This is a genomic window from Kribbella sp. NPDC051718, assembly GCF_040681515.1.
GTDB lineage: Bacteria > Actinomycetota > Actinomycetes > Propionibacteriales > Kribbellaceae > Kribbella.
In genome coordinates, this window is sequence record NZ_JBFAYZ010000006.1 from 434,020 (window position 1) to 459,313 (window position 25,294).

At 67.8% G+C, this 25,294-nt stretch carries 24 protein-coding genes; 10 read left to right on the forward strand and 14 right to left on the reverse strand.

From position 1 onward, the window contains the following. Positions 1–77 precede the first annotated feature (77 nt). From AB0M15_RS24655 to AB0M15_RS24675, 5 genes are read right to left on the reverse strand one after another with little or no spacing between them, the layout of a single operon-like run. Entirely contained in the window at positions 78–824 is a 747-nt protein-coding gene (locus tag AB0M15_RS24655) for a class II aldolase/adducin family protein (RefSeq protein WP_363823486.1), read from the reverse strand. After that, positions 821–1,411: a hypothetical protein gene (locus AB0M15_RS24660; protein WP_363823488.1), complete on the reverse strand. Its 591-nt coding sequence runs from the start codon at positions 1,409–1,411 to the stop codon at positions 821–823. The genes AB0M15_RS24655 and AB0M15_RS24660 overlap by 4 nt, the downstream gene beginning before the upstream one ends. Then, complete coding sequence (locus AB0M15_RS24665) at positions 1,408–2,697, reverse strand: aconitase/3-isopropylmalate dehydratase large subunit family protein (RefSeq protein WP_363823490.1); 1,290 nt, start codon at positions 2,695–2,697, stop codon at positions 1,408–1,410. Before AB0M15_RS24665 ends, AB0M15_RS24660 begins: the two co-directional genes overlap by 4 nt. A 13-nt stretch (positions 2,698–2,710) precedes the next feature. Next, entirely contained in the window at positions 2,711–3,871 is a 1,161-nt protein-coding gene (locus AB0M15_RS24670) for an NTP transferase domain-containing protein (RefSeq protein WP_363823493.1), read from the reverse strand. Beyond that, positions 3,781–4,932: a DUF2332 domain-containing protein gene (locus tag AB0M15_RS24675; protein ID WP_363823497.1), complete on the reverse strand. Its 1,152-nt coding sequence runs from the start codon at positions 4,930–4,932 to the stop codon at positions 3,781–3,783. The genes AB0M15_RS24670 and AB0M15_RS24675 overlap by 91 nt, the downstream gene beginning before the upstream one ends. A gap of 227 nt (positions 4,933–5,159) precedes the next feature. Here AB0M15_RS24675 and AB0M15_RS24680 point away from each other — a divergent pair, with 227 nt between their 5' ends. Next, the gene (locus AB0M15_RS24680) at positions 5,160–6,077 is read left to right on the forward strand and encodes an FAD-dependent oxidoreductase (RefSeq protein ID WP_363823500.1); all 918 of its coding nucleotides are present in this window, start codon (positions 5,160–5,162) and stop codon (positions 6,075–6,077) included. Here AB0M15_RS24680 and AB0M15_RS24685 read toward each other — a convergent pair. Then, on the reverse strand, positions 6,074–7,885 hold the full coding sequence (locus tag AB0M15_RS24685) for an ABC transporter ATP-binding protein (protein WP_363823503.1): 1,812 nt from the start codon (positions 7,883–7,885) through the stop codon (positions 6,074–6,076). The two genes, AB0M15_RS24680 and AB0M15_RS24685, sit on opposite strands and share 4 nt — an antisense overlap. A 73-nt stretch (positions 7,886–7,958) precedes the next feature. On the opposite strand from AB0M15_RS24685, the gene AB0M15_RS24690 reads away from it, so the two are divergent. Next, positions 7,959–8,375 (forward strand): MarR family transcriptional regulator, encoded by a 417-nt coding sequence (locus tag AB0M15_RS24690; protein ID WP_363823506.1) that lies wholly within the window; start codon positions 7,959–7,961, stop codon positions 8,373–8,375. Here the strand turns inward: AB0M15_RS24690 and AB0M15_RS24695 are convergent. Continuing rightward, positions 8,372–9,796, reverse strand: coding sequence for a PLP-dependent aminotransferase family protein (locus AB0M15_RS24695; protein WP_363823509.1), 1,425 nt, complete (start codon positions 9,794–9,796; stop codon positions 8,372–8,374). The genes AB0M15_RS24690 and AB0M15_RS24695 overlap by 4 nt on opposite strands. Before the next feature lie 47 nt (positions 9,797–9,843). Between AB0M15_RS24695 and AB0M15_RS24700 the strand changes: the two genes are divergently transcribed. Together AB0M15_RS24700 and AB0M15_RS24705 are read left to right on the forward strand one after the other, a co-directional pair. Then, positions 9,844–10,308, forward strand: a complete 465-nt coding sequence (locus AB0M15_RS24700; RefSeq protein ID WP_363823511.1) for a carboxymuconolactone decarboxylase family protein — start codon at positions 9,844–9,846, stop codon at positions 10,306–10,308. Between the two features lie 4 nt (positions 10,309–10,312). Further along, positions 10,313–11,023: an isocitrate lyase/phosphoenolpyruvate mutase family protein gene (locus AB0M15_RS24705; RefSeq protein WP_363823514.1), complete on the forward strand. Its 711-nt coding sequence runs from the start codon at positions 10,313–10,315 to the stop codon at positions 11,021–11,023. Here the strand turns inward: AB0M15_RS24705 and AB0M15_RS24710 are convergent, their stop codons facing one another. After that, positions 11,024–11,728, reverse strand: a complete 705-nt coding sequence (locus AB0M15_RS24710; protein ID WP_363823517.1) for a hypothetical protein — start codon at positions 11,726–11,728, stop codon at positions 11,024–11,026. It abuts the gene before it with no gap. A 31-nt stretch (positions 11,729–11,759) separates the two neighbouring features. Continuing rightward, positions 11,760–12,653: an alpha/beta fold hydrolase gene (locus AB0M15_RS24715; RefSeq protein ID WP_363823520.1), complete on the reverse strand. Its 894-nt coding sequence runs from the start codon at positions 12,651–12,653 to the stop codon at positions 11,760–11,762. A 50-nt stretch (positions 12,654–12,703) separates the two neighbouring features. Between AB0M15_RS24715 and AB0M15_RS24720 the strand changes: the two genes are divergently transcribed. Beyond that, positions 12,704–13,612, forward strand: coding sequence for a cyclase family protein (locus AB0M15_RS24720; RefSeq protein WP_363823523.1), 909 nt, complete (start codon positions 12,704–12,706; stop codon positions 13,610–13,612). A 685-nt stretch (positions 13,613–14,297) separates the two neighbouring features. Here AB0M15_RS24720 and AB0M15_RS24725 read toward each other — a convergent pair. From AB0M15_RS24725 to AB0M15_RS24735, 3 genes are all read right to left on the reverse strand, one after another. Beyond that, positions 14,298–15,941: a DNRLRE domain-containing protein gene (locus tag AB0M15_RS24725; protein WP_363823525.1), complete on the reverse strand. Its 1,644-nt coding sequence runs from the start codon at positions 15,939–15,941 to the stop codon at positions 14,298–14,300. 81 nt (positions 15,942–16,022) lie between these two features. After that, positions 16,023–17,072, reverse strand: a complete 1,050-nt coding sequence (locus tag AB0M15_RS24730; protein WP_363823527.1) for a hypothetical protein — start codon at positions 17,070–17,072, stop codon at positions 16,023–16,025. 116 nt (positions 17,073–17,188) lie between these two features. Then, positions 17,189–19,111: a hypothetical protein gene (locus AB0M15_RS24735; protein ID WP_363823530.1), complete on the reverse strand. Its 1,923-nt coding sequence runs from the start codon at positions 19,109–19,111 to the stop codon at positions 17,189–17,191. Between the two features lie 82 nt (positions 19,112–19,193). On the opposite strand from AB0M15_RS24735, the gene AB0M15_RS24740 reads away from it, so the two are divergent. Next, positions 19,194–19,685: a pyridoxamine 5'-phosphate oxidase family protein gene (locus AB0M15_RS24740; protein ID WP_363823532.1), complete on the forward strand. Its 492-nt coding sequence runs from the start codon at positions 19,194–19,196 to the stop codon at positions 19,683–19,685. Here the strand turns inward: AB0M15_RS24740 and AB0M15_RS24745 are convergent. Continuing rightward, the gene (locus AB0M15_RS24745; protein WP_363823535.1) at positions 19,682–21,661 is read right to left on the reverse strand and encodes a protein meaA; all 1,980 of its coding nucleotides are present in this window, start codon (positions 21,659–21,661) and stop codon (positions 19,682–19,684) included. The genes AB0M15_RS24740 and AB0M15_RS24745 overlap by 4 nt on opposite strands. A gap of 107 nt (positions 21,662–21,768) precedes the next feature. Between AB0M15_RS24745 and AB0M15_RS24750 the strand changes: the two genes are divergently transcribed. After that, positions 21,769–22,497: a class I SAM-dependent methyltransferase gene (locus AB0M15_RS24750; RefSeq protein ID WP_363823538.1), complete on the forward strand. Its 729-nt coding sequence runs from the start codon at positions 21,769–21,771 to the stop codon at positions 22,495–22,497. On the opposite strand, the gene AB0M15_RS24755 is transcribed toward AB0M15_RS24750, so the two are convergent. Further along, entirely contained in the window at positions 22,494–22,802 is a 309-nt protein-coding gene (locus AB0M15_RS24755; RefSeq protein WP_363823541.1) for an STAS domain-containing protein, read from the reverse strand. The two genes, AB0M15_RS24750 and AB0M15_RS24755, sit on opposite strands and share 4 nt — an antisense overlap. A 125-nt stretch (positions 22,803–22,927) precedes the next feature. On the opposite strand from AB0M15_RS24755, the gene AB0M15_RS24760 reads away from it, so the two are divergent. From AB0M15_RS24760 to AB0M15_RS24770, 3 genes are all read left to right on the forward strand, one after another. Further along, positions 22,928–23,281: a hypothetical protein gene (locus AB0M15_RS24760; RefSeq protein WP_363823544.1), complete on the forward strand. Its 354-nt coding sequence runs from the start codon at positions 22,928–22,930 to the stop codon at positions 23,279–23,281. Positions 23,282–23,486: 205 nt separating this feature from the next. Beyond that, positions 23,487–24,131 carry an RNA polymerase sigma factor gene (locus AB0M15_RS24765; RefSeq protein WP_363823547.1) on the forward strand — a complete coding sequence of 215 codons (645 nt, stop codon included), beginning with the start codon at positions 23,487–23,489 and terminating at the stop codon, positions 24,129–24,131. 1 nt (position 24,132) lies between these two features. Further along, a complete protein-coding gene (locus AB0M15_RS24770) occupies positions 24,133–25,269 on the forward strand; it encodes a CU044_5270 family protein (protein WP_363823550.1) in 1,137 nt (378 codons plus the stop codon). Positions 25,270–25,294 lie beyond the last annotated feature (25 nt).

Genomic DNA, 25,294 nt, shown 5'->3' on the forward strand with positions numbered 1-25,294 from the left:
GATCGACCTCCAGACAACGGGGGCGCCAGCGGCCCGGTGGGCGGTCTGATCAGGATCGGATCGGTCGGAAGAGGTCATCACGCACCAACCCCGACCGGTGCGCTACCAGCCTGGTCGCCTAGCGGTTGACCGTCGAGCCTGCCCTGGATCGCCTCCACGTGCCAGGCGGTCCTCGCGTTCGCCTCGATGATGGCCAGGTCGGCGGCGGCGCGTTCCAAACTGTTGCCAGCGACAACAATTCCGTGCCGGTACATGGTGAACGCCAGCGAGTGGACGGCCAACTCGGCGCGGCGGGGGCCGAAGTACGCCGAGGCCTTCTCGACCATGAACGCCTCCACCGCCGCGACATCGGGACGGCGCAGCATCGACTCCGGATAGAACACCGGCCACGGCGTCTCCAGGTACTGGCGCTTGAGGGTCGCGTCGTCGCAGTGGATGAGTGGCACCGGCGAGATCTTGTCGAAGGCATTCGTCACGGCGGGAACCTCACGGCCGGCGGCCGCATAGACCAGGGACCACGCGGGATGTCCATGGATGATCGCGCCGATCTCCGGAAACGCGGACAGCAGCGCGAGGAACATGGGCGTCGGAGCCGCGCCGAGGCGGGTGCCCATCTCCACGATCGAGCCGTCCCGGATGTCGGCGACCAGGAGTTCCCCGGCCGGGATCTCCCAGCGCCGGTACGGGATCCCGGTGGGCGTGACGAGGGCATGGTCGTCGCTGACCCGGAGCCCGACCGCTCCGCCGCCCACCTCGAGGACGTCCGTGCTCTCGAGTTCGCGCACGGTCTCGACCAGGAGCCGGCGCTCGCGTTCGTACATCATGATTGTTCCTCCGGTGAATCGGTGGTCACAGCAAGGCCCAGCAGGACGGATCGCTCCTCGGCGCTCATCGTCAGGACGGTCCGCAGGAACGGCTCGAAGCCTCCGGCGGCCAGGATCTGGGCCGGCGGACTGTCGGCAGGCAGCGCCTCTCCCACGAACTCGCGACCGTCGGAGTCGGTCACCAGGCCGTTGTGGAAGTCGACCCGAAGGATCTGCCCCTCCCGGACCTGGCCGACGACGGCCGGACAGATCATCACCGGCAGTCCGATGCTGATCGCGTTGCGAAAGAACGTGCGCGCGACGGAGGCCGCGACGATGCCGGAGATGCCGCAGTCACGCAGTACGTCGGGCGCCGCCCGTCCGGACCCGCAGCCGAAGTTCCGCCCCGCGAAGACCAGGTCCCCCGGGCTGACCTCGGCTGCCCAGCCAGGTCGATTGGCGTGGAAGCACCAGTCCACCGCCGAGCGCCCGGGGATCGACGCTCGCAATCCCCGCGAGGGCATGATCAGGTCGGTGCTGATGTTGTCGCCGAAGACCCAGGCCCGCCCCTCGACGGCGAGAGAGGCTTCGGTCCAAGGCCGGTTCACAGCATCTCCCGGGGGTCCGCGATGTACCCCGCGACCGCCGCCGCCGCCACGACGGCCGGGTTCGCCAGGTAGATCTCGGCTTCCGCACTGCCCTGCCGGCCCTGGAAGTTGCGGTTGGTCGACGAGATGGACACCTCGCCGTCACCCAGGACGCCGGCATGGCCGCCGATACACGGCCCACAGGTCGAGTGCCCGATGTTTCCGCCGGCCTCCGCGATCACCTCCCAGGCACCGGCCCGCAGGACCTCCTGCCAGACTCGCTGCGACGCCGGGTTGCACAGCAGCCGGACCCGCGGGTCGATCCGCCGCCCCTTCAGGATCCGGGCGGCGATGACGTAGTCCTCGAGCCTTCCGTTGGTACACGAGCCGATGAAGGCCTGGTCGATCCGGATCCGCCGGGCAGCCACCTCGCTGATGGTGGCGACGTTCCCCGGATCAGGAGGCAGCGCGACCATCGGCTCGAGCGTCTCGACGTCCAGCTCCACCCGCGCGGAGTAGCCGGCGTCGGGGTCCGCGGAGACCGGGCTGAACGGCCGGCCGACCCGGTCACGCAGGAACTCCGCCGTGGTCGCGTCGTACTCGAACAGGCAGAACTTGGCCCCGAGTTCGACCGCCATGTTCGCGATGGTCCAGCGTGATGACAGCGACATCTGCTCGACGGCCGGCCCGACCACCTCCAAGGCGTCGTAGATGGCGCCGTCGGTTCCCATCGACCCGGCCAGGCTCAAGATCACGTCCTTGCCCATGACGAGTCGCTCGGTCGCCCGGAGCCAGGAGCCGGTCAGGGTGATCAGCTGGGTCCGGGGCACCCGCAGCCAGGTGACACCGAGCGTGTGGACGAAGGCGTTGTCGGTGGTCGAGCTCGTGACGCAGGCATTGAACACGCCTCCGCTGGTGGCGTGGGAATCTCGCATGACCACCAGTTCACCGGGCGCGAACATCCCCTCTTCGGCGAACAACTGGTGCAGAATGCCGTGCCGCCCGTACTCGAAGAAGTTGTCGATCTTGAACCGCCGGACGGCGTCCCGGCGGGCGACCATCTCGTTGGCCCGCTCCACGGTGGGTGGCGGGGCGAGATGATCCTCGACCACGAAGGTGCGGTCCGGAGCGTGCACCGATTCGACGCCCAGTCGATCCAGCTCCCGGTAGGGCAGGCCGCCGGCCGCGTCCGTGCGCACCCAGACGTACTCTCCTGGCCTGACCAGATCGCGTTCGGCATGCCGGGCGATGATCTTCTCGGCGATCGTCGCGCCCGGGGAGCGGGTGAGCGGCGCTGACTCGGTCACTGGCACAGGCCGCTCACCTGACGCCCTCGCAGCTCGCCAGGACCGCACCGAAGGTGCCCTCGATGAAGAGCGCGTCGACCGGGATCTTCCGCTGCAGCACGGTTTCCAGGCGTTCGACCAGCTCCACCGCGGTCAGGGAGTCACCGCCTGCCTCGAAGAAGTTGTCACCGTCGCGGACCTCGTCGACCTCGAGTAGCAGGCACCATTCGCGAGCCACGGTGTCTCTGATGATCGTGCTCATCGCTTCTCCTTTTTGCTGATGTTGCGCACGGTGAGTTCGCCGAGGCTTCCCCCACCAGATCTCGGGTACGAGAAGCTGGGCCAGCCGCGGACCGATGTCGGCGACGGTGCCCGGCTCGAGGCCGGCCAGGAAGGTCCGTGAGCCGATGTCCACCATCGGCCGGGAACCGTTGTGCAGTGCGGTCAACGCACCGCGAGCTCCGATCCGGTCGTACAGGTGTTCGCCCAAGCCGATTCCAGCGGTCGGCGGCGCCACCGGAATCTCTTCACGTCTGACGATCCCGATGCCGGTCGGTGTGGCCCACTCCTGAGCGAGCCCGGGATCTCCCCAGGCGACCTGGTCGCCATTGCGGCGAGCGACGACTCCCCCGGTGGCATCCAGGCCGTAGCCGACGCTGGTACGGCACAGGGGGCTTGTCGTCACCACCACCGTGGCGCCCGACTCACCCGAGCGGTGCCGCTCGACCAAGGCAGTCAGGTCCAGATCGAAAGCCAGGTCGCTCGGCAGGATCAGGCAGTCGTCGGTGCCGGTCGCCGCGAATCCGCGGTACCCGTCGTCGGCCGAACCTGTACCAGCGCCAGGTACGAGAACGAGGCTCGACCCGAAGGTGGTGCGTAGGTACTCCTCGAGAAGCTGACCGTCCCGGCTCACCCCGGGCTCCTGGGCCGGTGGCCCCCAGATCACTGTGACCTGCTCGACGCCGAGCTCCTGAACCCGGGCGAGAACACGGGCCACGATGGGAACACCGCCTACCGGCAACATCGGTTTGGGCAACCCTGGCCACCGGTTGCCCAGCCGGCGACCATGTCCGGCGGCGAGAACGATCACACCCAGCCCGCGGCTCACTGCTTCTCGTCCTCGGACAGTACCGGCCGGATCCAGGTGCCATGCGAGTCGAGCTGGGCGACGCGCTCGACTCCGTCGGTGGTCCATACGCTGACCTCGGCAGACCGGGACCGCAATCCAACGGCCGGCTGCTCCTTCCCCTCGGCGGAAGCCTCCACCGCGACCCGGATCACCTTGCCCGCAGCGACCAGCCGGCCGAACAACTCCTCCAGCTCCGCACGAGACCCGGGCGGCAATTGCTTGATCATGTGGGAATGCAGGACGACCAGGACGTCGTCGGCCTGCCGCGCGATCTGCTCGAGGGCGGCCACCGCGTCCAGTCGCCGGAGGCCAACGGGTAGCTCTGCCGCAAGGTCCATCGCCCTTCGGAGCATGGTCCGCCGATGCAGCTGTTCCGGCCAGACGAACGACTCGACCCACAGCCGGTCGGCGGCGAGCCTGCAGTTGAGGGGATCGAGGTCGATCCCCCGGCGAGACGCGATCCGGACCGGACCAGGCATCCAGCTGCCGGCGTCCGGACCGATCACCTCGGCTGTGAAGACCGGCGCGGAGAGACCGGACAGGAAGCGCTGCGGAGGCACCACCTGGTGGCCGCCAGGGCGGCGCAACTCGAATGAGTAGTAGTCGGGAAGCAACTGCAGACCGGCGCTGGCGCCGAGCTCGACCAAGTGAACCCGCCGGCCCGGCAACTTCCGGGCCGCCCGGTTCAGGCCGCGAAGGACTCCGATCGATCGCGCGGGTTCGTTCGTCTGTACAGCACGTTCCGCCACCAGCCGACCGATCTCCGGTCCACGTCCCCGGCAGAATCGGTCGAACTCGGCGGTGACCGCGCCGGGCGACCGATAGGCGGTGATCCCCTTCTCGAACAAGGGCCGCAGAGCGTCGTCGGTCTGTCGGGCGAGGAACTGCACGGACGCCAGGAACAGCTCCGGCAGTCGCGAAAGCCGTCGTACCGCAGCCAGTTCGAGCAGCCAGGGCGTCTCCGCGACGTGCTGAGCGACGACCGCGTAGGTCGGCGATACCTGCTGCACCCGTTCCTTCGCGAATCGCGTGAACTGCTCCGCGGTGTTCTCGACCAGGACGGCCCGTCCGACCCGGCCATCGATCGCCGGCGCCCCTGCTCGGGATGACAATGGCTCCCTGACCAACTGAGGCACTCCTTCGCTCGCTGCCCGACCGCCAGCGAGTGAATCAAGCAGGCCTTTTACTGGTCAACGAAATCTCCGGTTTCTGCAGCTTGTTGCAATCCACAACCTCTTCGGCGACCCGACCTGAGTCCGGCGGATGGCCAGCGAGGAGCCGCAATTCGTTGCCCTGTGCATCGGCACTCCCGGGACAGGTGGCGGTAGTGGCCGGAGGGCGACACAATGCGTCAATGCGCGTCATCGTGGTCGGAGCCGGTGTGATCGGGCTCAGTTGTGCTGTTCGGCTGGCGGAGTCCGGGTACGACGTGGCGGTGTTCGCTCGCGATCTGCCGTTGGAGACGACGTCGGCCGTCTCCGCCGCGATCTGGTATCCGTTCCAGTCGGCGGGTGATCGGGTCGCGGGCTGGGCGCGGACGACGTACCGGGAGTTCGTCGAGCTTGCGGAGAGCGAGCCGTCGGTGCGGTTGCGGCACGGCAAGGAGTATCTGCTCGAGCCGACGCCGGATCCGGTGTGGGCGGACGTGCTGACCGATCTGGAGCGGGTCGGGTCGCCGCCGCCTGGGTTCCGCGACGGGTGGTCGTTCACGACGCCGGTCGTGGAGATGCCGCTTTACCTGCGGTACTTGGTGAAACGGCTCGAGGCCGCCGGCGGGACGCTCAACCGGGCCGCGTTCTCGGCCTTGCCGAACACGGCGCCGATCGTGGTGAACTGCACGGGTCTCGGTGCGCGGCTGACCGCGCAGGACCCGACCGTCACGCCGGTACGCGGGCAGGTGTTCACCGTCGAGCAGTTCGGCCTGACCGAGTGGCTGATGGCCGACAACGGGCCGGAAGAGCTTTGCTACCTCGTGCCGCGCTCGAACGACGTCGTGGTGGGCGGCACCTCGCAACCCGGCGACTGGCACCTCGCGCCCGACGACAAGACCGCCGGGTCGATTCTCGAACGGGCGGCCGCGCTGGTTCCTCAACTGCGCAAGGCGAAAGTCATCAAGCACCGGGTCGGGTTGCGGCCCGCCCGCCCGTCGGTTCGGTGCGAGAGCGTCCGTACCGACGACCGCCAGGTGATTCACTGCTACGGCCATGGCGGGTCCGGTATGACGCTGTCGTGGGGTTGTGCCGACGAGGTGCTCTCGCTGATCCAGGCTTAGGTCGCGAGCTGGGCGTAGCGGCCGTTGCTTTCGACCAGGCTGGTGTGGGTTCCGGACTCGATCACCCGTCCGTGGTCGACCACGGCGAGCTGGTCTGCGTCGCGGACGGTCGAGAGGCGGTGGGCGATGGTGATAGTGGTACGTCCCTCGGCCAGCCGGTCGAAGGCCTGCTGGACTGCCCGCTCGGTCTCGGTATCGAGTGCGCTGGTGGCCTCGTCCAGGACGAGGACGCGGGGGTTGCGCAGGAGCGTACGGGCGATGGCGATCCGCTGCTTCTCGCCGCCGGAGAAGCGGTGGCCGCGAGATCCGACCATGGTGTCGTAGCCGTCCGGGAGTCCGGCGATCAGCTCGTGCACCTGGGCGGCCCGGGCTGCCTCCTCGATCTCCTCGTCGGTGGCCTCGGGCTTGGCGTAGCGGAGGTTCTCACGGACAGTCGTGTGCAGCAGGTAGGTCTCCTGGCTGACGACGCCGACCACTGCGCTGAGATCCGCCAGGCGGAGGTCGCGCAGATCGATGCCGTCGATGGTGACGCGTCCGCTGGTCGGGTCGTAGAGTCGCGCGACCAGCGAGGCGAGGGTGCTCTTACCCGAGCCGGTCTCACCGACGAGCGCCAGCGTCGTACCGGCCGGCACGTCCAGGCTGATGCCGGCCACGGCGGCCGTTTCGCTGCCTGGGTAGACGAAAGTGACGTCCTCGAAGCGGACATGGCCTTCGATCCGGGACGGGTCGATCGCGACCGGGTCGGCCGGGTCGTCCACGTCGATCGGCAGGTCGAGGTACTCGAAGATCCGCGCGAACAGGGCCAGCGAACTGGTCAGTGCGACGCCGACGTTGAGCAGCCCCATCAGCGGCCGGAACAGGCCGGCCTGCAGGGTGGTGAAGGCGATCAGGGTGCCGATGGACAGCGTTCCGGCGGTCATCGGCAGGCCGGCGCTCAGGTAGATGATCGCCGGGATGGCGGCGAAGATGACGCTCATCGAGGCCATCCGCCAGCGGCCGGCCAGCTCCGAGCGGAGCTCCAGATCGATCAACCGGGTCGACGACTCGGTGAAGCGCTGGACCAGAGTCGCGGCGGTGCCCATCGTCTTGCTGAGCTGGATCCCGCTGATCGACAGGCCTTCCTCGACCGTGACGTTGAGATCGGCCAGTTCGCGCTGACGCTGCGCAGTGATCTCCCGGCGCATTCGGGCGACCTTGCGGGTCAAGTAGATGGCCGGCGGCATCACGACGAGCGAGATCAGCGAGAGCTGCCACGACAACGCGAGCATGGCGACGGCGGTGGCGATCGCGGTAGTCAGGTTGGCGGCGATCGAGGTGGCCGTCGAGGTGACGACCGGCTCCATCCCGCCGATGTCGTTGGTGATCCGGGACTGCACCTCGCCGGTGCGGGTCCGGGTGAAGAAGGCGATCGACTGGCGCTGCAGGTGGGCGAACACGTCGGTCCGCAGCCGGTGCATGATCTGCTGGCCGACCCGGGTGCTGATCCAGGTCTGGATGACGCCGAGGATCGAGGTGACGGCGGCGACGGCGACCATGCCGATCACCAGCCAGATCAGGAGTTCGAGGTTCTGCTGGGGCAGCGCCTGGTCGATCACGGCGCGCAGCAGGAAGGGTGACGCCATCGCCACCACGGACGCTGCGACGATGATCGCCGTGACGACGGCGAGGGAGAGTTTGTGGGTGCTGAAGAGCCGGCCGATCCGGGCCAGCGATACCTCGCGGGCCTGGGCTTTCTCGGCGGCTGTGGCCGACTTCCGGCCGCCTTCGGGGCGGCCACGTTTCTGGTTCTGGTAATCCAAGGCAGGCACCGTTCTGTCGGAAGAATATACTGAGGTTACCTCACTATGAGGGTACAACAGGATTGGTTGGTACGGTATTCCCATGGCCGATGACGACGAGGAGACGCTGCCCGAGACGTTCTGGGCGGTCGCTCATCAGCTGCGGCATCTGCGCAAGGAGACGCTGGCTCCCTGGGACATCGCGCCGTCCCAGGCGCGGGCGCTCGGAGTGCTGCTGCGGCAGGGGCCGCTGCGGCTCAATGAGCTCTCCGATCAGCTGCGGATCGCGGCGCGGTCGACAACCGAGGTGGTCGACGCACTGCAGGATCGTGGGCTGGTGGAGCGGCGTCCCGACCCTGCCGACCGGCGGGCGACGCTAGTAGCGCCTACCGGTGAGGGGACGCGGGTCGGGGACGCGATCCGGGCCTCCCGTGACGCCGAGGCCGAGGCCTACTTCAACATCCTCAGCGAGGAGGAGCGGGGCGAGCTGGCCGGCATTCTTCGCAAGCTCCGACGCTAGACGGCTAGCACCTGGCAAAGGAGGTCCAGGGCGCCGTTGTAGGAGTGGTCGGGTGGGGTGCCGTAGCCGACGATGAGCGCTTGGCGGGTAGCTGGGTCCGGGGGGAAGCGGTACCGGTCCAGGGAGGCGATCAGCAGGCCTTGGCGGTTGGCTCGGGCGACCATGTCCGCCGCTTCGCCCGGTACGTCGAGCAGGACGTGCAGGCCGGCCGAGATGCCGGCCACCGTGACGCCTGGGGCCCGGACGGCGAGCAGCTCGACCAGGTGGTCGCGTCTACGGCGGTAGTGCTGACGGGTACGGCGTACGTGGCGGTCGTAGTGGCCGGAGGCGATGAACTCGGCTAGTACGAGCTGGTCGAGGGTGGCGGTCAGTAGGTCGGTGGTGCGCTTCACCTCTAGGACTGGGTCCATCAGGTGTTCGGGGAGGACCATCCAGGCGAGTCGGAGGGCTGGGGCGAGGCTCTTGCTCGCAGTACCGGTGTAGACGACTCGCTCGGGGTCCAGGGCTTGCAGGGCGCCTACTGGCTGGCGGTCGTAGCGGAACTCGCCGTCGTAGTCGTCCTCGATCAGGATGGCGTTGGTCTCGCGGGCCCATTCCACTGCTTTGGTACGCCGATCCGGCGCGAGCGGGACGCCGGTGGGCATCTGGTGGGCCGGGGTGAGGAGGGCGGCTCGGCCTTCGAGCAAGTCTGCGCGGACGCCGTACTCGTCGACCGGGACGGGCTTGGGCTGGACGCCTCTGGAGCGGATCACGTCCCAGTGCAGGTCGTAGCCGAACTCCTCGACGGACATGGTCTGGGCGCCTTGCAGCCGCAGCACGTCGGTCAGCAGGTTGAGCGCTTGGACATAGCCGGAGCAGATGAGGATGCGGTCGGGATCAGCCCGTACGCCGCGCGCCCGCGCGAGGTAGTCGGCCAGGTTCTTCCGCAGCTCGACTCTCCCCCGTGGATCCCCATACCCGAACGCCTCATTCGGCGCAGCCGGCAAAGCTTTTCGGGCGGCAGCCAGCCACTCGCTCCGCGGGAAGGTCGACACGTCCGGCGATCCCGGGGTCAGGTCATACCGGAATTTCCTTGCCTCCGGCAAGGAAATTCCGGAGTGGACGGAGGTGGGGTGAGCGGGGGCGGTGGTGGAGGTTGGGAGGACTCGGTCTGCGACTACGGTGCCTGAGCCTTGGCGGGCGGTTAGCCAGCCTTCGGCTACTAGTTGGCCGAAGGCGTCGGCGACGGTGTTGCGGGCTATGCCTAGGTCTTTGGCGAGTTGGCGGGAGGAAGGGAGGCGGGTGCCGGGGGTTAGGCGGCCGGTGCGGATTGATTCGTGGAGGGCGTTGACCAGGTCGGCGCGGCCGCGGCGGTTGGCCAGGTCTAGGTGCAGGTCGGCGCCGCTCGGCTCCGCGGTGGAATTGGCCCTCGAATCCTCCATAGAAGTGGACCATACACCTGGGCCGATCGGGGCATAGCGTTGTCGTCATGAGCACAAACACACGTCGTCGAGTCAAGTTGGCCAGCCACGCGCCGGAGTTCTACCAGGCGTTGATCGCGCTGGACGAGGTATCGGCTTTGGGGCTGGACACCAAGCTGGCGCATCTGGTCCGGATCCGGGCTTCGCAGTTGAACGGGTGCGCCTACTGCCTCGACATGCACACGCTGGATGCGTTGCACGAGGGTGATACCGCGCAGCGGGTGAACGTGGTGGCGACCTGGCGGGAGGCGCGGAAGTTCTACACCGAGCAGGAGCTGGCGGCGCTGGAGCTGACCGAGGCGATCACGTTGATCAGCATCGACCACGTGCCGGACGACGTCTACGAGATCGCCGCGAACGCCTTCGACGAGAAGGAGCTCGCCCAGCTGATCAGCCTGATCATCATGATCAACGCCTGGAACCGGGTCGGCGTCACCTGCCGCATCGAGCCCGGCCACTACGACCCGAGCTGACCCGATGACCACCCCAAGCACAGCCGAGTCCTTCCGGGCGTTGCATCACGGGTCCACTCCCCTGGTACTGCCGAACGCCTGGGATCCGGTCAGCGCCAGGGCCATCGCAGAGGCCGGGTACCCGGCGATCGCCACCAGCAGTGGTGCGGTCGCCCGGGTGCTCGGGTACGACGACGGCCAGCTCACCCCTGTCGCCGAGATGTTCGAGGCGGTCGCACGGATCGCCCGGGCGGTCGACGTACCGGTGACGGCCGACATGGAGGCCGGGTACGGGCTGGGCGCCAAGGAGTTCGCCGAGCGGCTGCTGGAGACAGGTGCGGTCGGGTGCAACTTGGAGGACTCGCTGGACGACCAGCTGGTCGATGTAGAGCAGCAGGCCGACTACCTGAGCGCAGTACGGGCTGCTGCCGGCGCAGACCTGGTCATCAACGCCAGGGTCGACATCTTCATCAGCCATGGGAGCGTTGATGAAGCCATCGCCCGCGGCCGCGCCTACCGTCGCGCCGGGGCCGACTGCATCTACCCGATCGCAGCACCGCTCGACGTACTACAGAAGCTCGCCACTGACATCGGCGGCCCGCTCAACGCCCACGCGTCACCGAAGGGCCCGTCCGCGGCAGACCTGATCGCCCTAGGCGCTACTCGCATCTCCTACGGCACCAGCCTGCACAACTTCACTACCGACGTACTGCGCGAGCTGCTGCCGGAGCTCTGATCAAGGGCGGCGCTTGCGGCGCAGCATGCCGGGGTCTCTGCGACCCCGGCCTACGTCGAGCCCGAGGTGCTTCAACCGCAGGTGCATGGCGACGGCGCGAGCACCGCCGCTGTAGAACAGGCCACGGTACGGCTCGTTGGGATCGCCGACCTCCCAATACGGGACGTTCAACTCGCCATACCGGATGTAGTGCACCTCTGGCTCCGTACCGGCCGCTATGCGTGCCGCGTCCTGCGCACAGACAGGCACTCGCCTGGTGCCACCTGCCGACGGCGTCCAGAGGACCTCCATCGACGACGGGCCGTGCTGCGGACTGAAGTAGCACGGCACCCGCCGCTCCGGGACAGGCCGGCCGGCAGCGCGGGCCTGGACGCAAGCTAGTGCGTAGCGGCCCTCGGTCAGCAGGTCGACGACAGCACTGATCGACTCCCGGGTATGCAGGCGAGGTGCTGCCCGCTTCGCCTGCTCATACGCATCCAGCGCCGCCTGGTAGTCGTACCGGGTGTCGGCATCCAGTTCCCGGCCGGCCAGGCTCTCGCCGAGGCGACTCAGCTGCTCACCGAAGTAGGTGACGTCCTCATCGGCGTTCCTGCGAATCCCCTCGAGCTCCGCGGCCGCCTGCCGGCGTGCTGCTCGCTTCGCCCAGGCATACCGGCCCGCCGCGGCGACCCCACCGCCGCCGAGGACGATCAGCAGCCACTCCATACTCGATGTTAGATGCCGAGCGGGGCTTTGATCAGGTCTCGAGGAGGCGCTTGGTCTCTGCCCGGCAGGTCTGCCAGGCCTTGTCGTCCGGGTCGATCAGCTCAAAGTGACCGACGTGTTCGAGTTCCGTCAGCTTCACCTGATCGCCTTTGGCCAGGGCGGCATCGCGGTAGCGGCGGCTCTGCTCGATCGGTACCTGGCCGTCTCGGGTGCCGTGCACGAGCGCGACCGGCACCTTCAGCGGCAGCCGCTCGTACGGCGACGCCAGCTGGTACCGCTTGCGATCCTTGGCAGGCGTCGTACCGAGGAAGGCCGACACCGCATCGCCACCCAACTGCTCGTCGTAGGCGTTCACCAGGTCCAGTACTCCGGCCTGCGACACAGCCCCAGCCAGTACCACACGTGGCGTCGCACCCGGCGCGCCTTGCGGGAGACCCGGCCGGCCCGCGGCCCAGACCGCCAACTGCCCACCTGCTGAATGGCCGACCGCGACCACCTTGCCGAGGTCCAGTCGCGGCTGGTCGGCCAGCTTGTCGATCGCGGCCGCGACGTCTTCGAAGGTCGCGGGCCAGCCGCCGCCGTTGCCGACTCGGCGATACTCGATCGCGTACCCGGCGATGCCTTGCTTGGCGAGGTCCTCGGCCAGCGGGGTGGAGAGTTCGCGGCCGTAGCTGCTCATCCAGAAGCCGCCGTGGATCACGACCGCCACCGGAACCTTGCCATCGCCTTCGGGGAGGTAGAGGTCCGCGACCTGGGACTCGTCATCGCCGTACGAGATCGTCATCGGTTCCTTCGTCGACTGGGCGGCGGGTTGCTTGGGAGGCCTGTCCGAGCCGCGACGGGCAAGGCCGGCCGCGGCGACGGTCGCGGCAACACCGGCGACACCGGCAGTGCCCGCGAGCAGGAGGTTGCGACGAGTGATCACGGGACGAAATTCGGGGCCGTGGGGCGTACGGATGGGTGATGATGACCGGCATGGTTAGCTATCGCGCGCGCTTCGACGCCACCGTCTCTTTCACCAACGGCGGCGGGCTGCAGGTCCAGGGGTTCCTCGTCGACGTACCGTCCGCGGAGGTGACGTCGGCGCAGGTCGGCGAACTCTTCCTCGACTCGCTCGGGCTGCTGATGGCCGGTGATGTCGAGCTCAGCAACCTGGAGATCGTCGAGGCGGCTCACAAGGGCACCCGGGGCGGACCGTCCGCCGACAGTCGGCGGAGCGGCGATCGGCCGATGTACGTGGAACTCAGTCATGTCATCCACGACGGGATGGTGACGTTGCCCAACCTGCCTGGGCCGGTGCTGTCCAAGCAGTTGACGCGGGAGGCATCGCGGGAGATCTACTCGCCGGGCACGGAGTTCGAGATCGGCCGGATCTCGATGGTGGCGAACACCGGCACCTATCTCGACAGCCCGAACCACCGTTATCCCGACGGGCACGATCTGACCGGATACGCCCTCGAGCAACTGGTCGACCTGCCCGCGGTTGCCGTGCGGGTCGAGGACAGCGGCCGCCTCGGGATCGACGCGGCGGCGCTGGCGACGTACGACGTACAAGGCAGGGCGGTGCTGCTGCAGACCGGCGACGACGCGCGGTTCGGCACTCCGCAGTACGTCGAGAACGCCCACTTCCTCACCCGCGACGGCGCCCAGTGGCTGATCGACAACGGCGCCGCACTCGTCGGCATCGACGCCGCCAACATCGACGACATGACCGACGGTACCCGCCCCGCCCACACCCTCCTGCTCGGCGCAGGCCTCCCGATCGTCGAGCATCTGACCAGCCTGGCACACCTCCCACCCACCGGCGCCCTGTTCACCGCCACCCCACCACGGATCGAGGGCCTCGCCACCTTCCCCGTCCGCGCCTACGCCAAGCTGCCCTAACCACCCCAAACAGAGAAAAGAAGGGAAAGAGGAAATACAAGTCAAGGAGGTCGTGTCACGGGACCGGCATTGCCAGTTCTCTCACTCGTTTCGGGAGAGAGTACGGAGCTCATGACCGCAACCCGCCAACCAGTCCTCTACACCCTGGTGACGGGATCGCCAGCAGCCCGGGATATCGACAAGCTGGTTGGTCTTGCCCAGGCCGATGGGTGGGAGTGTGCGTGATCACCTCACCCGGCGGTCGGCGGTTCACCGATTGCGACACTCTGGCCGCCAAGACAGGCCACGTAGTGCGCAACTCGCACAAGGAGCCGGATGCTCCCGACACTCTGCCGCCAGCCAACACGATAGAAGCAGCCGTAGTAGCAATGCCGTTCTCAAACAGAGCACAGATCAGCTCCCCCGCAGCGCAGACCGCGATGACCAACCTTGCGCAGTGGGGAGTCACCGTGCTCGTCGCCGATGACGTCTACAAACAGCATGACCCAGGAACAGGTACATACATCTGTTCCTCTGACACCTCGCCTCGCAGGCAGTCCTAGAACATCCTTGGCTCCCCCAGGACCCGCGACCGCGTAGCGCACTCACCGCACGCCCGCCTGAGGCTGCCTGCCAACTTGAGGAAGAATTCTATTCCCTGTCTTTATCTTCTTCGTTTTTCTTGTTCTTGCTCTTGTTCTTGTTCTTACCAGGTGGTGACGGTGAACTCGCACCAGTTGGACCACTCGCCCGGTGTCGTTCCGTCGGTTCCTCGGACTCGCCAGGCATAGCTGCTGCCTTCGGTGAACGCCTCGTCGGGGATGGTGGTCCCCATCCAGGAGCCGGAGGCGCCGGGGCCTTCGGTGACGGTGGTGCTGACGCTGCTGCCGACCACCTTCCATTCGAAGGTGCCGTACACCTGCCCACCCAGGTTGTCGCTGATCTGCGCCCGCAACTGGGGCGTCAGGCTGGACATGATCGGCCGGTCCGCGCCGGTGGCGCAGTTGGTCTCCGGTGCGGTCGCCAGAGCGTCCACTGCGATCCTGGTCTGATAGGTGATCGTCACCGACGGCGGGTTGGCGGCCTCCCGGGAGCCGAACCGTTTCCAGCCGTAGTTGTCGGTCTCGCTCGCCGCACTGATGCCGATATTGGTCTTGGTCAGCTGATGTGCCGCCGTGTACTGGAAGGCAGCCGTCACCGGGATCGTCACCCAACCGGCCGCACAGCCGCTCCCCCACCCCTTGGTCTGCGTCGAGGTGCCGACCTGCTCGTACTGCGCCGGCCGGTTCGTCCAGCGGGCCGTGTTCGTCACATCGGCCACCCGGTAGGCCACCCACCCCTTGGCCGTGCAGGAGTACGAGTGGTGTTCCCACAGGCTCAGCGTCGCGGCCTGGATCTGCTTGTCCCACAGCCATTCCTGGTTGTCGAACCGCAAGTACGACTTCGCCTTGTTGGCGCCACTGTCGTACGTGCCGATCTTCAACTCGGTCGCGGCCGACTGGTCGGTGGTGTAGCTGGACTGGACGAACGCGTCGAAGTTCGCGCCCGCGCTCTGCGACGGGTCGATGGTGACCGGATAGACCGTCTTCGGGTCGGTCAGGAACGACGCGTCCGGAGTCAGCAGCAACGCGTCCTTGCCGATACCGAGCCGCACCGGTGCCCGCCTGAGGTGTTCACCGGACGCCCGATCGACGGTCGAGTCCCACATCACTGCGTCCGGCGTGACCCGGCCGCCCGCCTTCCAGGGCATCCTGAGCTGACCAACCTGTACTGCGGCCTGCCGGCTCTTCACCAGCAGGTACTGCTGATAGCCGGTCCTGGTCGCCTCGACGACCAGATCGACCCCCGGCTTCACCTCCCGATAGGTGGCCGTGGCCCCCGCCAGCTCCGGCGCCGGCAGCGGACCGGACCAGCCAAGAGCCGAACGGTTGCCTGAGGCCCCTATTGCGACCAGCTCGTGATCACCCGGCCCGGCCGGCCCGGACAGCCTCAACCCGTACGGGTGGGCCTTGGCGGCGACCGAACCGTCGGCCTGCCGGACCAGCGACACGTCGACGGGGATCCATTCGCCGTGCGCGTCGCGCATCCGGACCGGGCCACCGGCGATCGTCGCCTCGAGCTGACCCGACGGCAGCGCGCGGTACTCCGTGGTGTCGGTGGTCTTGCTCGTGATCAGCACGGGCTTGCCGGTACTCCGCGCCGTCGCGAGGGCTGCAGCTTCGCCGGAACGGTCCGGCGAAGCTGCGGGTTGATCGACGGGTCGGGCGACGGCCGGTTCGTGCAGCGGGCCCGCAACCAGCGCCAGGCCGAGGACTGCGCCGATCCAGCGCGCTCTGGAATCAGGGGACATGCGGATCACCTTTCAAGGCAAGAAACCCGGGCGGCCCTGTGCAGGGCCGCCCGGGCGGATCAACGGTTCAGCTGGATGAGCTCACGGCCTAGTGCCAGCCGCGGCTCGACGGCCCGATCGGTCCTGGACCGGTCGGGGTGATCCACTTCTTGATCTTCGTCCAGACGTAGGTCTTGACGATGCCGAACGCACAGCCCTGTGCGCCCCAGCGGCCGACCTTGAGCGGCAGGCGCTTGTACTTGGCCCAGAAGGACTTCCGCGCCATCGACAGACCGGCGCCAACAGGGACAGGACGCCTCGCTCGGTCGCGCCCAGTTGGTTGGAGGCCGGGCCGGAGTTTGTGGCACCTGGCAGTACGACCGGCGTCGCGGCTGACCAGAGCTGGTCGTAGTACTGGGTGAGGGCGGCGATGAGGACGGCTGAGCGGACCAGCAGGGCGCCGGTCGTGCCTGTCGGGACCAGCCCGACGAGGGCGAAGTGGTCGTCGACGATCAGCATCCGGACCGGCAGGCTGTGGACGGTACGGACCTCGATCCCCGCTTCGGTCGCCGCGCGGACGGCTTCGGCTCCGCGTGGGTCGGCCAGGAACTCCGGCGTACAGAGCTCGCGGAAGTGCATCGAGTCGCACTGGCTAGCGAGCGGCGACGGCAGGATCGGCGCGGTCTGGTCGGGATCGTGGACGGCGATCGAGCGGTACGTGCATTGGACCGTGTGGATCGAGGTCAGCCAGCGTTCGGCGATCTCGTCGCGGTCGGTCAGCAGCTGCGCGAGCAGCGACGGCACCTCGCTCGCCTGCTTGTCGTGCAACTGCCGTTGGTGGTGCAGCTCGGCCGCGGCGACGTACCCCTGGACGAGCCGGTCCTGCTGGCGGCCGAGTTCACGCTGGACCTGCGTGAGCAAGCCGGTCGTCGCGATCAACGGATCGACCGGGCGAAGGATCTCGGTGCCCTGGTACCGATGCGAGTAGGCGAGGTTTCGGGTGATCAGCTCCCGGCCGATCCCGTCGCACTCCGACCAGGCCCGCTGCCCGGCGGCGAGCAGTTCGAGGTAGGCGTCGGCGATCGGTGCGGGCAGCAGTTCGCGGAAGAGTTTCTCGTGTTCGGAAAGTTCTGGCCGGCGACCCAAGCTCACATTGGCAACCACGGCGTTCCCCCAGCACGGTCGGCCGCCTCGCGGCGGCGGCGTTCCCCGAGGCCAATAAACTACCATTGGAGATCGATTTCAGTCAGGATCTTTCCAAAGACTGCTTACATTGTGGCGGCGTTGGCCAGTCTGAGCGCGTAGACGAGAGCCCAGTCCTGGTCGTTGGCCAAGGGGTCCGCGTGGTGGGCCGGGCGGTTGTTGACTGCGCTGGGATAGACGAAGGCGCAGGTGGCGGAGCCGTCCTGGTGGAAGTTGACGAGGTTGGCCTGGAGGATCGCGCGGCCTGCTGTCGTGAGCTGGTCGGCTTCGGCCTGGGTGACCAGGTCGCGGGGCCAGGTGAGGTAGACGGCGGCGCTGAGGATCGACCAGTAGTGCGGGTAGACATCACCCCACTGACGCAGCAGGCCGAACCAGTAGCCGTCCCAGTGACGGATGGGGATGTGGCGCAGGCGGACGTCGGGCTGGTCGGCGGCGAAGGCTGTCAGCCACGGGAGGCGGCGGGTGAGCTCGTTGGGGTCTATTGAGTCGGGGGCCTCTTGGTGGGCGGCTATCAGGAGTTCGAGGAGCGGCGCGACCATGGATTGCTCGTAGTTGACCTCGTGCGGTGGGAGATCGTCGCCGTAGTCGAGGAAGGTCTGTGCGTGCTCGGCCAGGTGGGTGCGCATTCTGGGGTCGACCTTGGCGAGTTCGCGCAGGAGTGGGCCCAGGTCGAAAGCCAGGAAGTGGGTTCCGCCTAGTTCGTAGTACCGGTCGATGATGCGGATCGCTGTCGTGGAGTCGCCCTGGTTGAGGAAGAAGCGGGCGAACCAGGGGAAGTTGTAGAGGCGGACGTTCGGGTGGAGGCTGTCGTCGGCGACGGTGCCGTCCTCGGAGACCAGGTACTCCGAGACGAACTGCTGATAGCCGGCCAGGGCTTCGTCGAGCTCTTCACGATCGCCCCAGCCGTTGCCTCTGGTTGCCTGCAGCAACAAAGCGGTGCCGATGCGTTCGCGAGCGTCGGACCAGTCGCGCCAGGCGCCGGCGAGCACGCGCAGGCCGGTGTCGGTGTCGTACGGGACGAAGGAGAAGCGGCGGCTGTCAGGCAGCTCGACAGGGCGCTGGTGGTCGAGAACGAAGCGGACCCGGCGCTCGACGATGGTGCGGAGGGGGTCGTGGAACAGCACGTTGATACGGGAGGTGACCGTGCCGTCGGTGGCTTCGACGTACTGGGTGCCGGGGGTTTCTGAGGTGATGGTGGATGGGCCTTTTGCTCGATCGGCGAGCTGGATGGTGAGCGACTCGCCGACCTCCGCAGCGAGGGTTGGCGCGTCGATGAGGGGCTGCCTGGTGGCGTGGAAGGCTTCGAGGGTTTCGTGCCAGGCGAGTTGCCAGGTCCAGCGATGGGATTCGCCGGGTTGGAGGACGAGTTGGGGCTGGCCGCCCATCGCGTGGGGCGCGCGGGCGTGGTCGGTGGGGTGGAGATAGAGATGGCCGCGGATGTTGCTGCCGGTGTCGGCGTCACGGGACTCGACGGAGTACGCCCAGAGCTCGCCCTCGGTGAGTTGCAGCCCGAGGCCGGGGCCGCTGCCGTCCATGGGTTGCGCCCAGACCCAGGAGTCGGCGCCGCCCGTCCAGATGTGCGCGTGGACCGCGGTGTTGAGGCTCTCCCGGGATGAGGTGTAGAGGTCGCGGTACGGAGTACTGATCCCGAGCGACCCGATCTGGGTGGCTTCGTCGGCGATGTTCCGTACTTCGTAGGTCTCGGTCCAGTGCTCGCCGAACCGGCGGCCGACCCGCAATTCGAGGTTGCCCATGCGATACAGGAGGTCGATGCCCGTCTGCCGCCAGCGGGTGAAGTCCGGCGCGTCGAACCGGTGGCTGCCGCTGCTGGAGATCACGAAGCCCTTGCCCCAGTAACGCGCCGGGTCGTGCACGGGCCCGTCGACGAGCAGCATCGACTGCTTGCGGACCGGGTGCAGCACCGCCGCCACCGCGCCGTCCTGGGTCAACTCGACCTGGCCGCTGCCGAAGGCAAAAGTTTCTCGCATTTCTTCAACCTAGCGATGTAGAGAACGCCGGCGCTGCTTCGTCCCTGGGGTGTAAGAGCCAGCACCCGAGAGGAAAACCATCATGAACAAGACCGAGATCGCCGAAATCCTCGCCAAGCCCTACTCCCAGGCTCTGCTGAACGGCCCCGAGCCGGCCCGGTTCGCCTACGACGGCCTCGACGGCGACCCGCGGGTCGTCCCGATCGGCTTCTGGATGGAGGGCGACCAGCTCCAGATCGCCACCGTGCCGAAGGCGGCCAAGGTCGCCGCACTGCGCAAGAACCCGAAGGTCGCGCTGACCATCGACACCGGCGCCTTCCCCCCGAAGGTCCTGCTGCTCCGCGGCACCGCCGAGGTGGAGCTGATCCAGGGCATCCCCGAGGGCTACCTGGTCGCCGGCCGCAAGGTGATGGCCGATGAGGAGCAGTACAACGGCTGGCTCGAAGGCGTGAAGGCCCTGTACGACGAGATGGTCGTCATCACCGTCACCCTGACCTGGGCCAAACTCCTCGACTTCGAAACCACCATCCCCAAGGCCGTCGAAGACCTGATCGCGACCAAGCAGCAAAGTTAGAGGTGGTTGGCGTGGCGGATGACGTCGACCACGTTGGACATCATCCCGGTGAGGTCGTAGTCCTTCGGGGTGTAGACGGCGGCTACACCTGCGGACTGGAGGGCTCGGGCGTCGGCGTCGGGGACGATGCCGCCTACTACGACGGGGACGTCCTCGAGGCCGGCTTCGCGGAGGCCTTCGACTACCTGGGGGACGAGTTCCATGTGCGAGCCGGAGAGGATCGAGAGGCCGACGCAGTGCACGTCCTCGGCGACGGCGGCGGCGACGATCTGCTCGGGGGTCAGGCGGATGCCCTGGTAGATGACCTCGAAGCCGACATCCCGAGCGCGTACGGCGACCTGCTCGGCGCCGTTCGAGTGGCCGTCCAGGCCGGGTTTGCCGACCAGGAAGCGCAGGCGGCCGCCGAGTTCCTCCGAGGTCTGGTTGACCTTGGCACGGACGGCGGCGATCGCCTCGCCTCCGCCGGACACGCCGACTGATCCGGAGACGCCGGTCGGGGCGCGGTACTCGCCGAACATCTCGCGCAGTACGCCGGACCACTCCCCCGTCGTCGCGCCGGCGCGGACGCAGCTGAGGGTGGCTTGCATCAGGTTCTCGGTGCCCTTGGCGGCCTCGCGCAACCGGGCGAGCGCGTCCTCGACCGCCTTGGCATCGCGCTGCTCGCGCCAGAGCTGCAAAGACTTCAACGCGGCCGCCTCGGCCTGCGGGTCGGCCGTCTGGATCGCGGTGTCGAGGTCGGCGGTGAGCGGTGACGGGTCGGTGTTCTCGAACTTGTTGACGCCGACGACGACCTGCTCACCCGACTCGATCCGCTGGCGGCGCTCGGCATGCGACGCCACGAGCGCCTGCTTGAGGTACCCGCTCTCGACCGCGACGACCGCGCCGCCCATCGCCTGAACGCGGTCGATCTCCTCCTGCGCCCCGGCGACCAGCTCGTCCACCTTCGCCTCGATCACGTGCGAGCCGTCGAAGATGTCCTCGTACTCGAGCAGATCGGACTCGTACGCCAGCACCTGCTGCATCCGGAGCGACCACTGCTGATCCCACGGCCGCGGCAACCCGAGCGCCTCGTTCCATGCGGGCAGCTGCACGGCCCGGGCGCGCGCGTTCTTGGACAGCGTCACGCCGAGCATCTCGAGCACGATCCGCTGCACATTGTTCTCCGGCTGGGCCTCGGTCAGGCCGAGCGAGTTCACCTGTACGCCGTACCGGAGGCGCCGCGCCTTGGCGTCGGTGACGCCGTACCGGTTCAAGCAGACGTCGTCCCACAGACGCACGAACGCGCGCATCTTGCAGGTCTCCTCGATGAACCGCACACCCGCGTTGACGAAGAACGAGATCCGCTGGACGACATCCCCGAACCGATCGGCCGGTACCTGACCGCCGTCGCGCACCCGGTCCAGCACCGCGATCGCCGTCGACAACGCGAACGCCAACTCCTGCACGGGCGTCGCGCCGGCCTCCTGCAGGTGGTAGCTGCAGATGTTGATCGGATTCCACTTCGGAACGTTGGAGACCGTGTAGGCGATCAGATCAGTACTGAGCCGCAACGACGCCTCGGGCGGGAAGGCGTAGGTCCCGCGGGACAGGTACTCCTTGACGATGTCGTTCTGGGTCGTACCGGTCAGCTCGTCCGGCAACGCCCCCTGCTCCTGCGCCGCGACCTGATAGAGCGCCAGCAACCACATCGCCGTCGCATTGATCGTCATCGACGTATTCATCTGCGCCAACGGAATCTGATCGAACAGCGCCCGCACATCCCCCAGATGAGCCACCGGCACCCCGACCTTGCCAACCTCACCCTTCGCCAACGGATGATCGGCGTCGTACCCCGTCTGCGTAGGCAGATCGAAGGCAACCGACAACCCGGTCTGCCCCTTGGCCAGGTTGCGCCGGAACAGCGCGTTCGACTCCGCCGCCGACGAGTGCCCGGCGTACGTCCGCATCACCCACGGGCGATCCTTCTCGGCTGTCATGTACCCGAGAGTAGGACTATGTGCCCTTGTGAGTCCTCACCTCGTGACTGGTGTCATAAGCGGACTAGGTCACACCCCTGAACCGGGCCGGACGGTAAAATCAGGAGGTGAACGGCGAGAGCAGGACCCGGATCCATACCGTCGATCAACTGCTCGAGGTGCTTGACGACCTGGTGGCTGCCAGCGACCGGGGAGATCGGTCGCAGAAGGATGCCGCCGGGTTCTGGACCGAGATGCTGACCAGGCCAGGGCACCCGCTGGCGACGCAACTGCCGGACGAGGCACTCGTCGACTGGCAGCAGCGTGGGCTGCTCGGGGAGCTGGCAGGTGCTCGGGTGCTGGACATCGGGTGTGGCGGCGGTCGCAACACCAACTGGTTCGCGGGCCAAGGCGCGACGGTGGAGGGCGTCGACCTGGCAGCGCCGTTGCTGGACAGGCTCCGGCCGACGATGCCTGCGTCGGTGACGCTCACAGCGCTCGACGTCTTGCGTGAGCCGTTGCCCGCCGGACAGTTCGACGTCGTGTACGACTCGGGGTGTTTTCACCACATCGCTCCGCACCGGCGGCTCACCTACCTCGAACGCGTCCTACCTGCGGTACGCCCGGGAGGGCGATTCGGGATCGTCGCCTTCGCCGCCGAGCGGATGGAGACCCCACCGGACGAACAGATCGTCCTGACGGGAGACACCGCCGGGGGCATGGCGTTCACGCTCGACGACCTCCGGGCGATCTTCTCGCCGCTGGAGGCCATCGAGCTGCGGGAGGTCCGGGTGGACACCGCCGAAACGTTCGGCGCCGATTTCCTCAACGCCGCGTTGTTCTCTGCCGCCGGCTAGGCCGAGATCGGGAGCGGGGTCCGTTCTATGTGGAGGATTCGGTGGAGGCGGGTGGCCGCGAGGATGCGGATCACCGAGGGGAGTGGGTGGCGTAGTACGAGTTGCCGGCCCAGGAGTTGGGTGCGGCGGTGGGTGGCTACCAGCAGGCCCAGGCCGGTGGCATCCAGGGCGTCCAGAGCCTCCAGGTCGACTATGACGTCGCCTTCGGAGTTGTCGATCAGGTGGTTGAGTTGCTGTCGTACGTCGCCCACCGAGCGGACGTCCAGCAGTCCGGTCAGGTAGATCACGTGGGTCGGTGCGAGCATGTCCGTGCCCTCCGCTCTTCCGGCGGCCCCCGAGAATCGGCCGCGCTTGCAGCGTTGTATTGGTAGAGACTCCCTGGCGACACGGAAGGTTGCCAAGGGTTCGCGACCTTTCATTTAGCGAGACAATGGTGTCCGTGTTCGCTGAGCACTATTTCCTCTTCCCCGTGGTGGCCATCGCGTTCGCGGGCGGCATGGTGCTGCTCACCCGCTGGGCGTTCTCGAAGGCCAAAGGCGGGTCCTTGGTGCGCCGTACTGACTACTCACCGGCCGAAAAGGACAGTTTCGGACTGTTGATCGACGTCCAGACCGTCCAGACGTACAACGAGGCCAGGGTGAAGGTCGCGATGCTGAAGGACTTCGGCATCAAGGCGACCGCTGCGCGGACCAAAGACGCCGAACAGACCGCCAAGCACGGCTGGAGCGTCTACGTCTGGCCTGCCGACGAGCAAGCCGCCCGAGGATTCCTGAACTCTTTCTGACTCAATTTCTGCTTTCCCCGCCCCACCGCCCCGGTCGTTGTCATCCGGATCGACCCTCAGCGCGTCATGAACGCGGACTGTCGGCGGGGTCGAGAAGGGTATCGGGGACATCGGACAAGAACAGGGTGAGCCGGACGGCAGCACCAGCGCTGCCCCGGGGCCGATCGGTCCCGGCGAACCTCCCGCCGACGGCATGAGGAGTTCGATGACGCCCGACCTCGCCCTGGCGACGCTCGCGTTGCCCGGCCGGCCGCTGGTGCCGACCCGGGCGGCCGCGCTAGTCCCGGACGAGGACGCCCGGATCCTCGAGGCGTCCGCGCGAGAGCCCGACCGCTTCACGCTGATCTTCGACCGGTACTTCCCTCAGGTGCACTCCTACGTCGCCCGCCGGCTGGGCAGTGACCTGGCCGACGACCTGGCCGCGGAGACGTTCCTGGTCGCGTTCCGGCAGCGGGCCAAGTTCGACGGGCGCAACGGGGTCGTCCGGGCCTGGCTGTACGGGATCGCCACCAACCTGATCCGGCGGCACCGGCGGGACGAAGTACGGGCTTGGCGGGCGACCGCGAAGCTGCCGCTGCCGACACCGACCGGCGGGCACGAGGAGCGCGTCACCGCCCAGGTGACCGCGCAGGGCGCCAGCCGCCAGCTCGCCGCCGCGCTGGCGAAGGCCTCCGCGAAGGACCGCGAGGTACTCATGCTCGTGGCGCTCGGCGAACTCACGTACGACGAGGTCGCCGCCGCGCTCGGCATCGCCAACGGGACGGTGGCCTCCCGCCTGTCCCGGGCCCGCCGGGTGGTCCGGGAACACCTCGGCCACACCGACCCGACCGCAACGCGTGACGAGGCCTGAGATGAACGAGTTCGACAAGATCCGCAAAGCCTTCCCCGAGCAGCCGGGCCCGTCTGCCGACACGACCAACAAGGCGCGCCGGCAGGTACAGGAACTGATCCGCGAGGCCGAGACTGCCCGTCGCCGGGATCGCTGGTACGCCGCTGCGAAGTCCGGCCGGGTCGGAATGGCGCTGACCGCGACAGCCGCCACCGTGGCGCTGGCCGCGCTCGCGACTCCGCTCATCCTGTCGCCGGGCTCCGGCAGCGGCGACGCGGGACCGGTGCCGAGCACGGTCACGCCGACCAGCCCCAAGCTGATGACGGCCAGCCAGGTGCTGGTCCAGCTCGCGATCAAGCAGGAGATCGACGAGAAGGTCTCGGGCAAGTTCTTCCGGGTCCGCAACCTGCAGATCCGGGGCTCGATCGAGGTCGGCTCACCGAAGTACAAGATCTTGCAGAAGAGCATCACCGAGAGCTGGATGCCGATGAAGCAGGGCGTCGAGTCCTGGTTCGGCTGGGTCGATCTCGGGGCGCATCCGGCGACTCGCGCGGACGCCGCGAAGTGGCGGGCCCAGGGATCGCCGACGGAGTGGCCGATGACCGAGACGAGCCCGGTGACGATGGCGCCGACCGAGCCGGTGGTCAACAAGATGACCTTCGACGAGGTGCCGCCCGGCTACTCCCTGAGCGGCGTGAAGCCGGTCACCGCCCAGCAGATCCAGGCGCTGCCGACCGATCCCGAGCAGCTTCGCGCGGTCCTCGCGGGGAAGCCTGAGCCCGGGATGACGGCCGACGACATCAATTACCAGGTGTTCAGCGCGGCCGGGCGGTTGCTGTTCGAGATGCCGTCGCCGCCGAAGCTGCGGGGTGCCGCGCTTCGGGTGCTGTCGATGCTGCCGGGCGTGCGGATCAAGGAGAACGTCAAGGACCCGATCGGCCGCACGGGCACCCAGATCAGCATGGACTGGACCAAGCCCGGCAAGCCGTCGAGTGGGCCGACCATGCTCCGGGACGGCAAAACCAACTTCATCGTCGACCCGGCTACCGGCCGGTTGCTGAGCCAGGAGTACGACGGCTTCAAGCGCGGCGCCAACGTCGTCCTCGAGTCCGGCTGGACCGACGAAAAACCCACCCCGCCCTCCCCCGCGATCCGCTAACCCGCTCCCCGCCACCCCGCAGCTC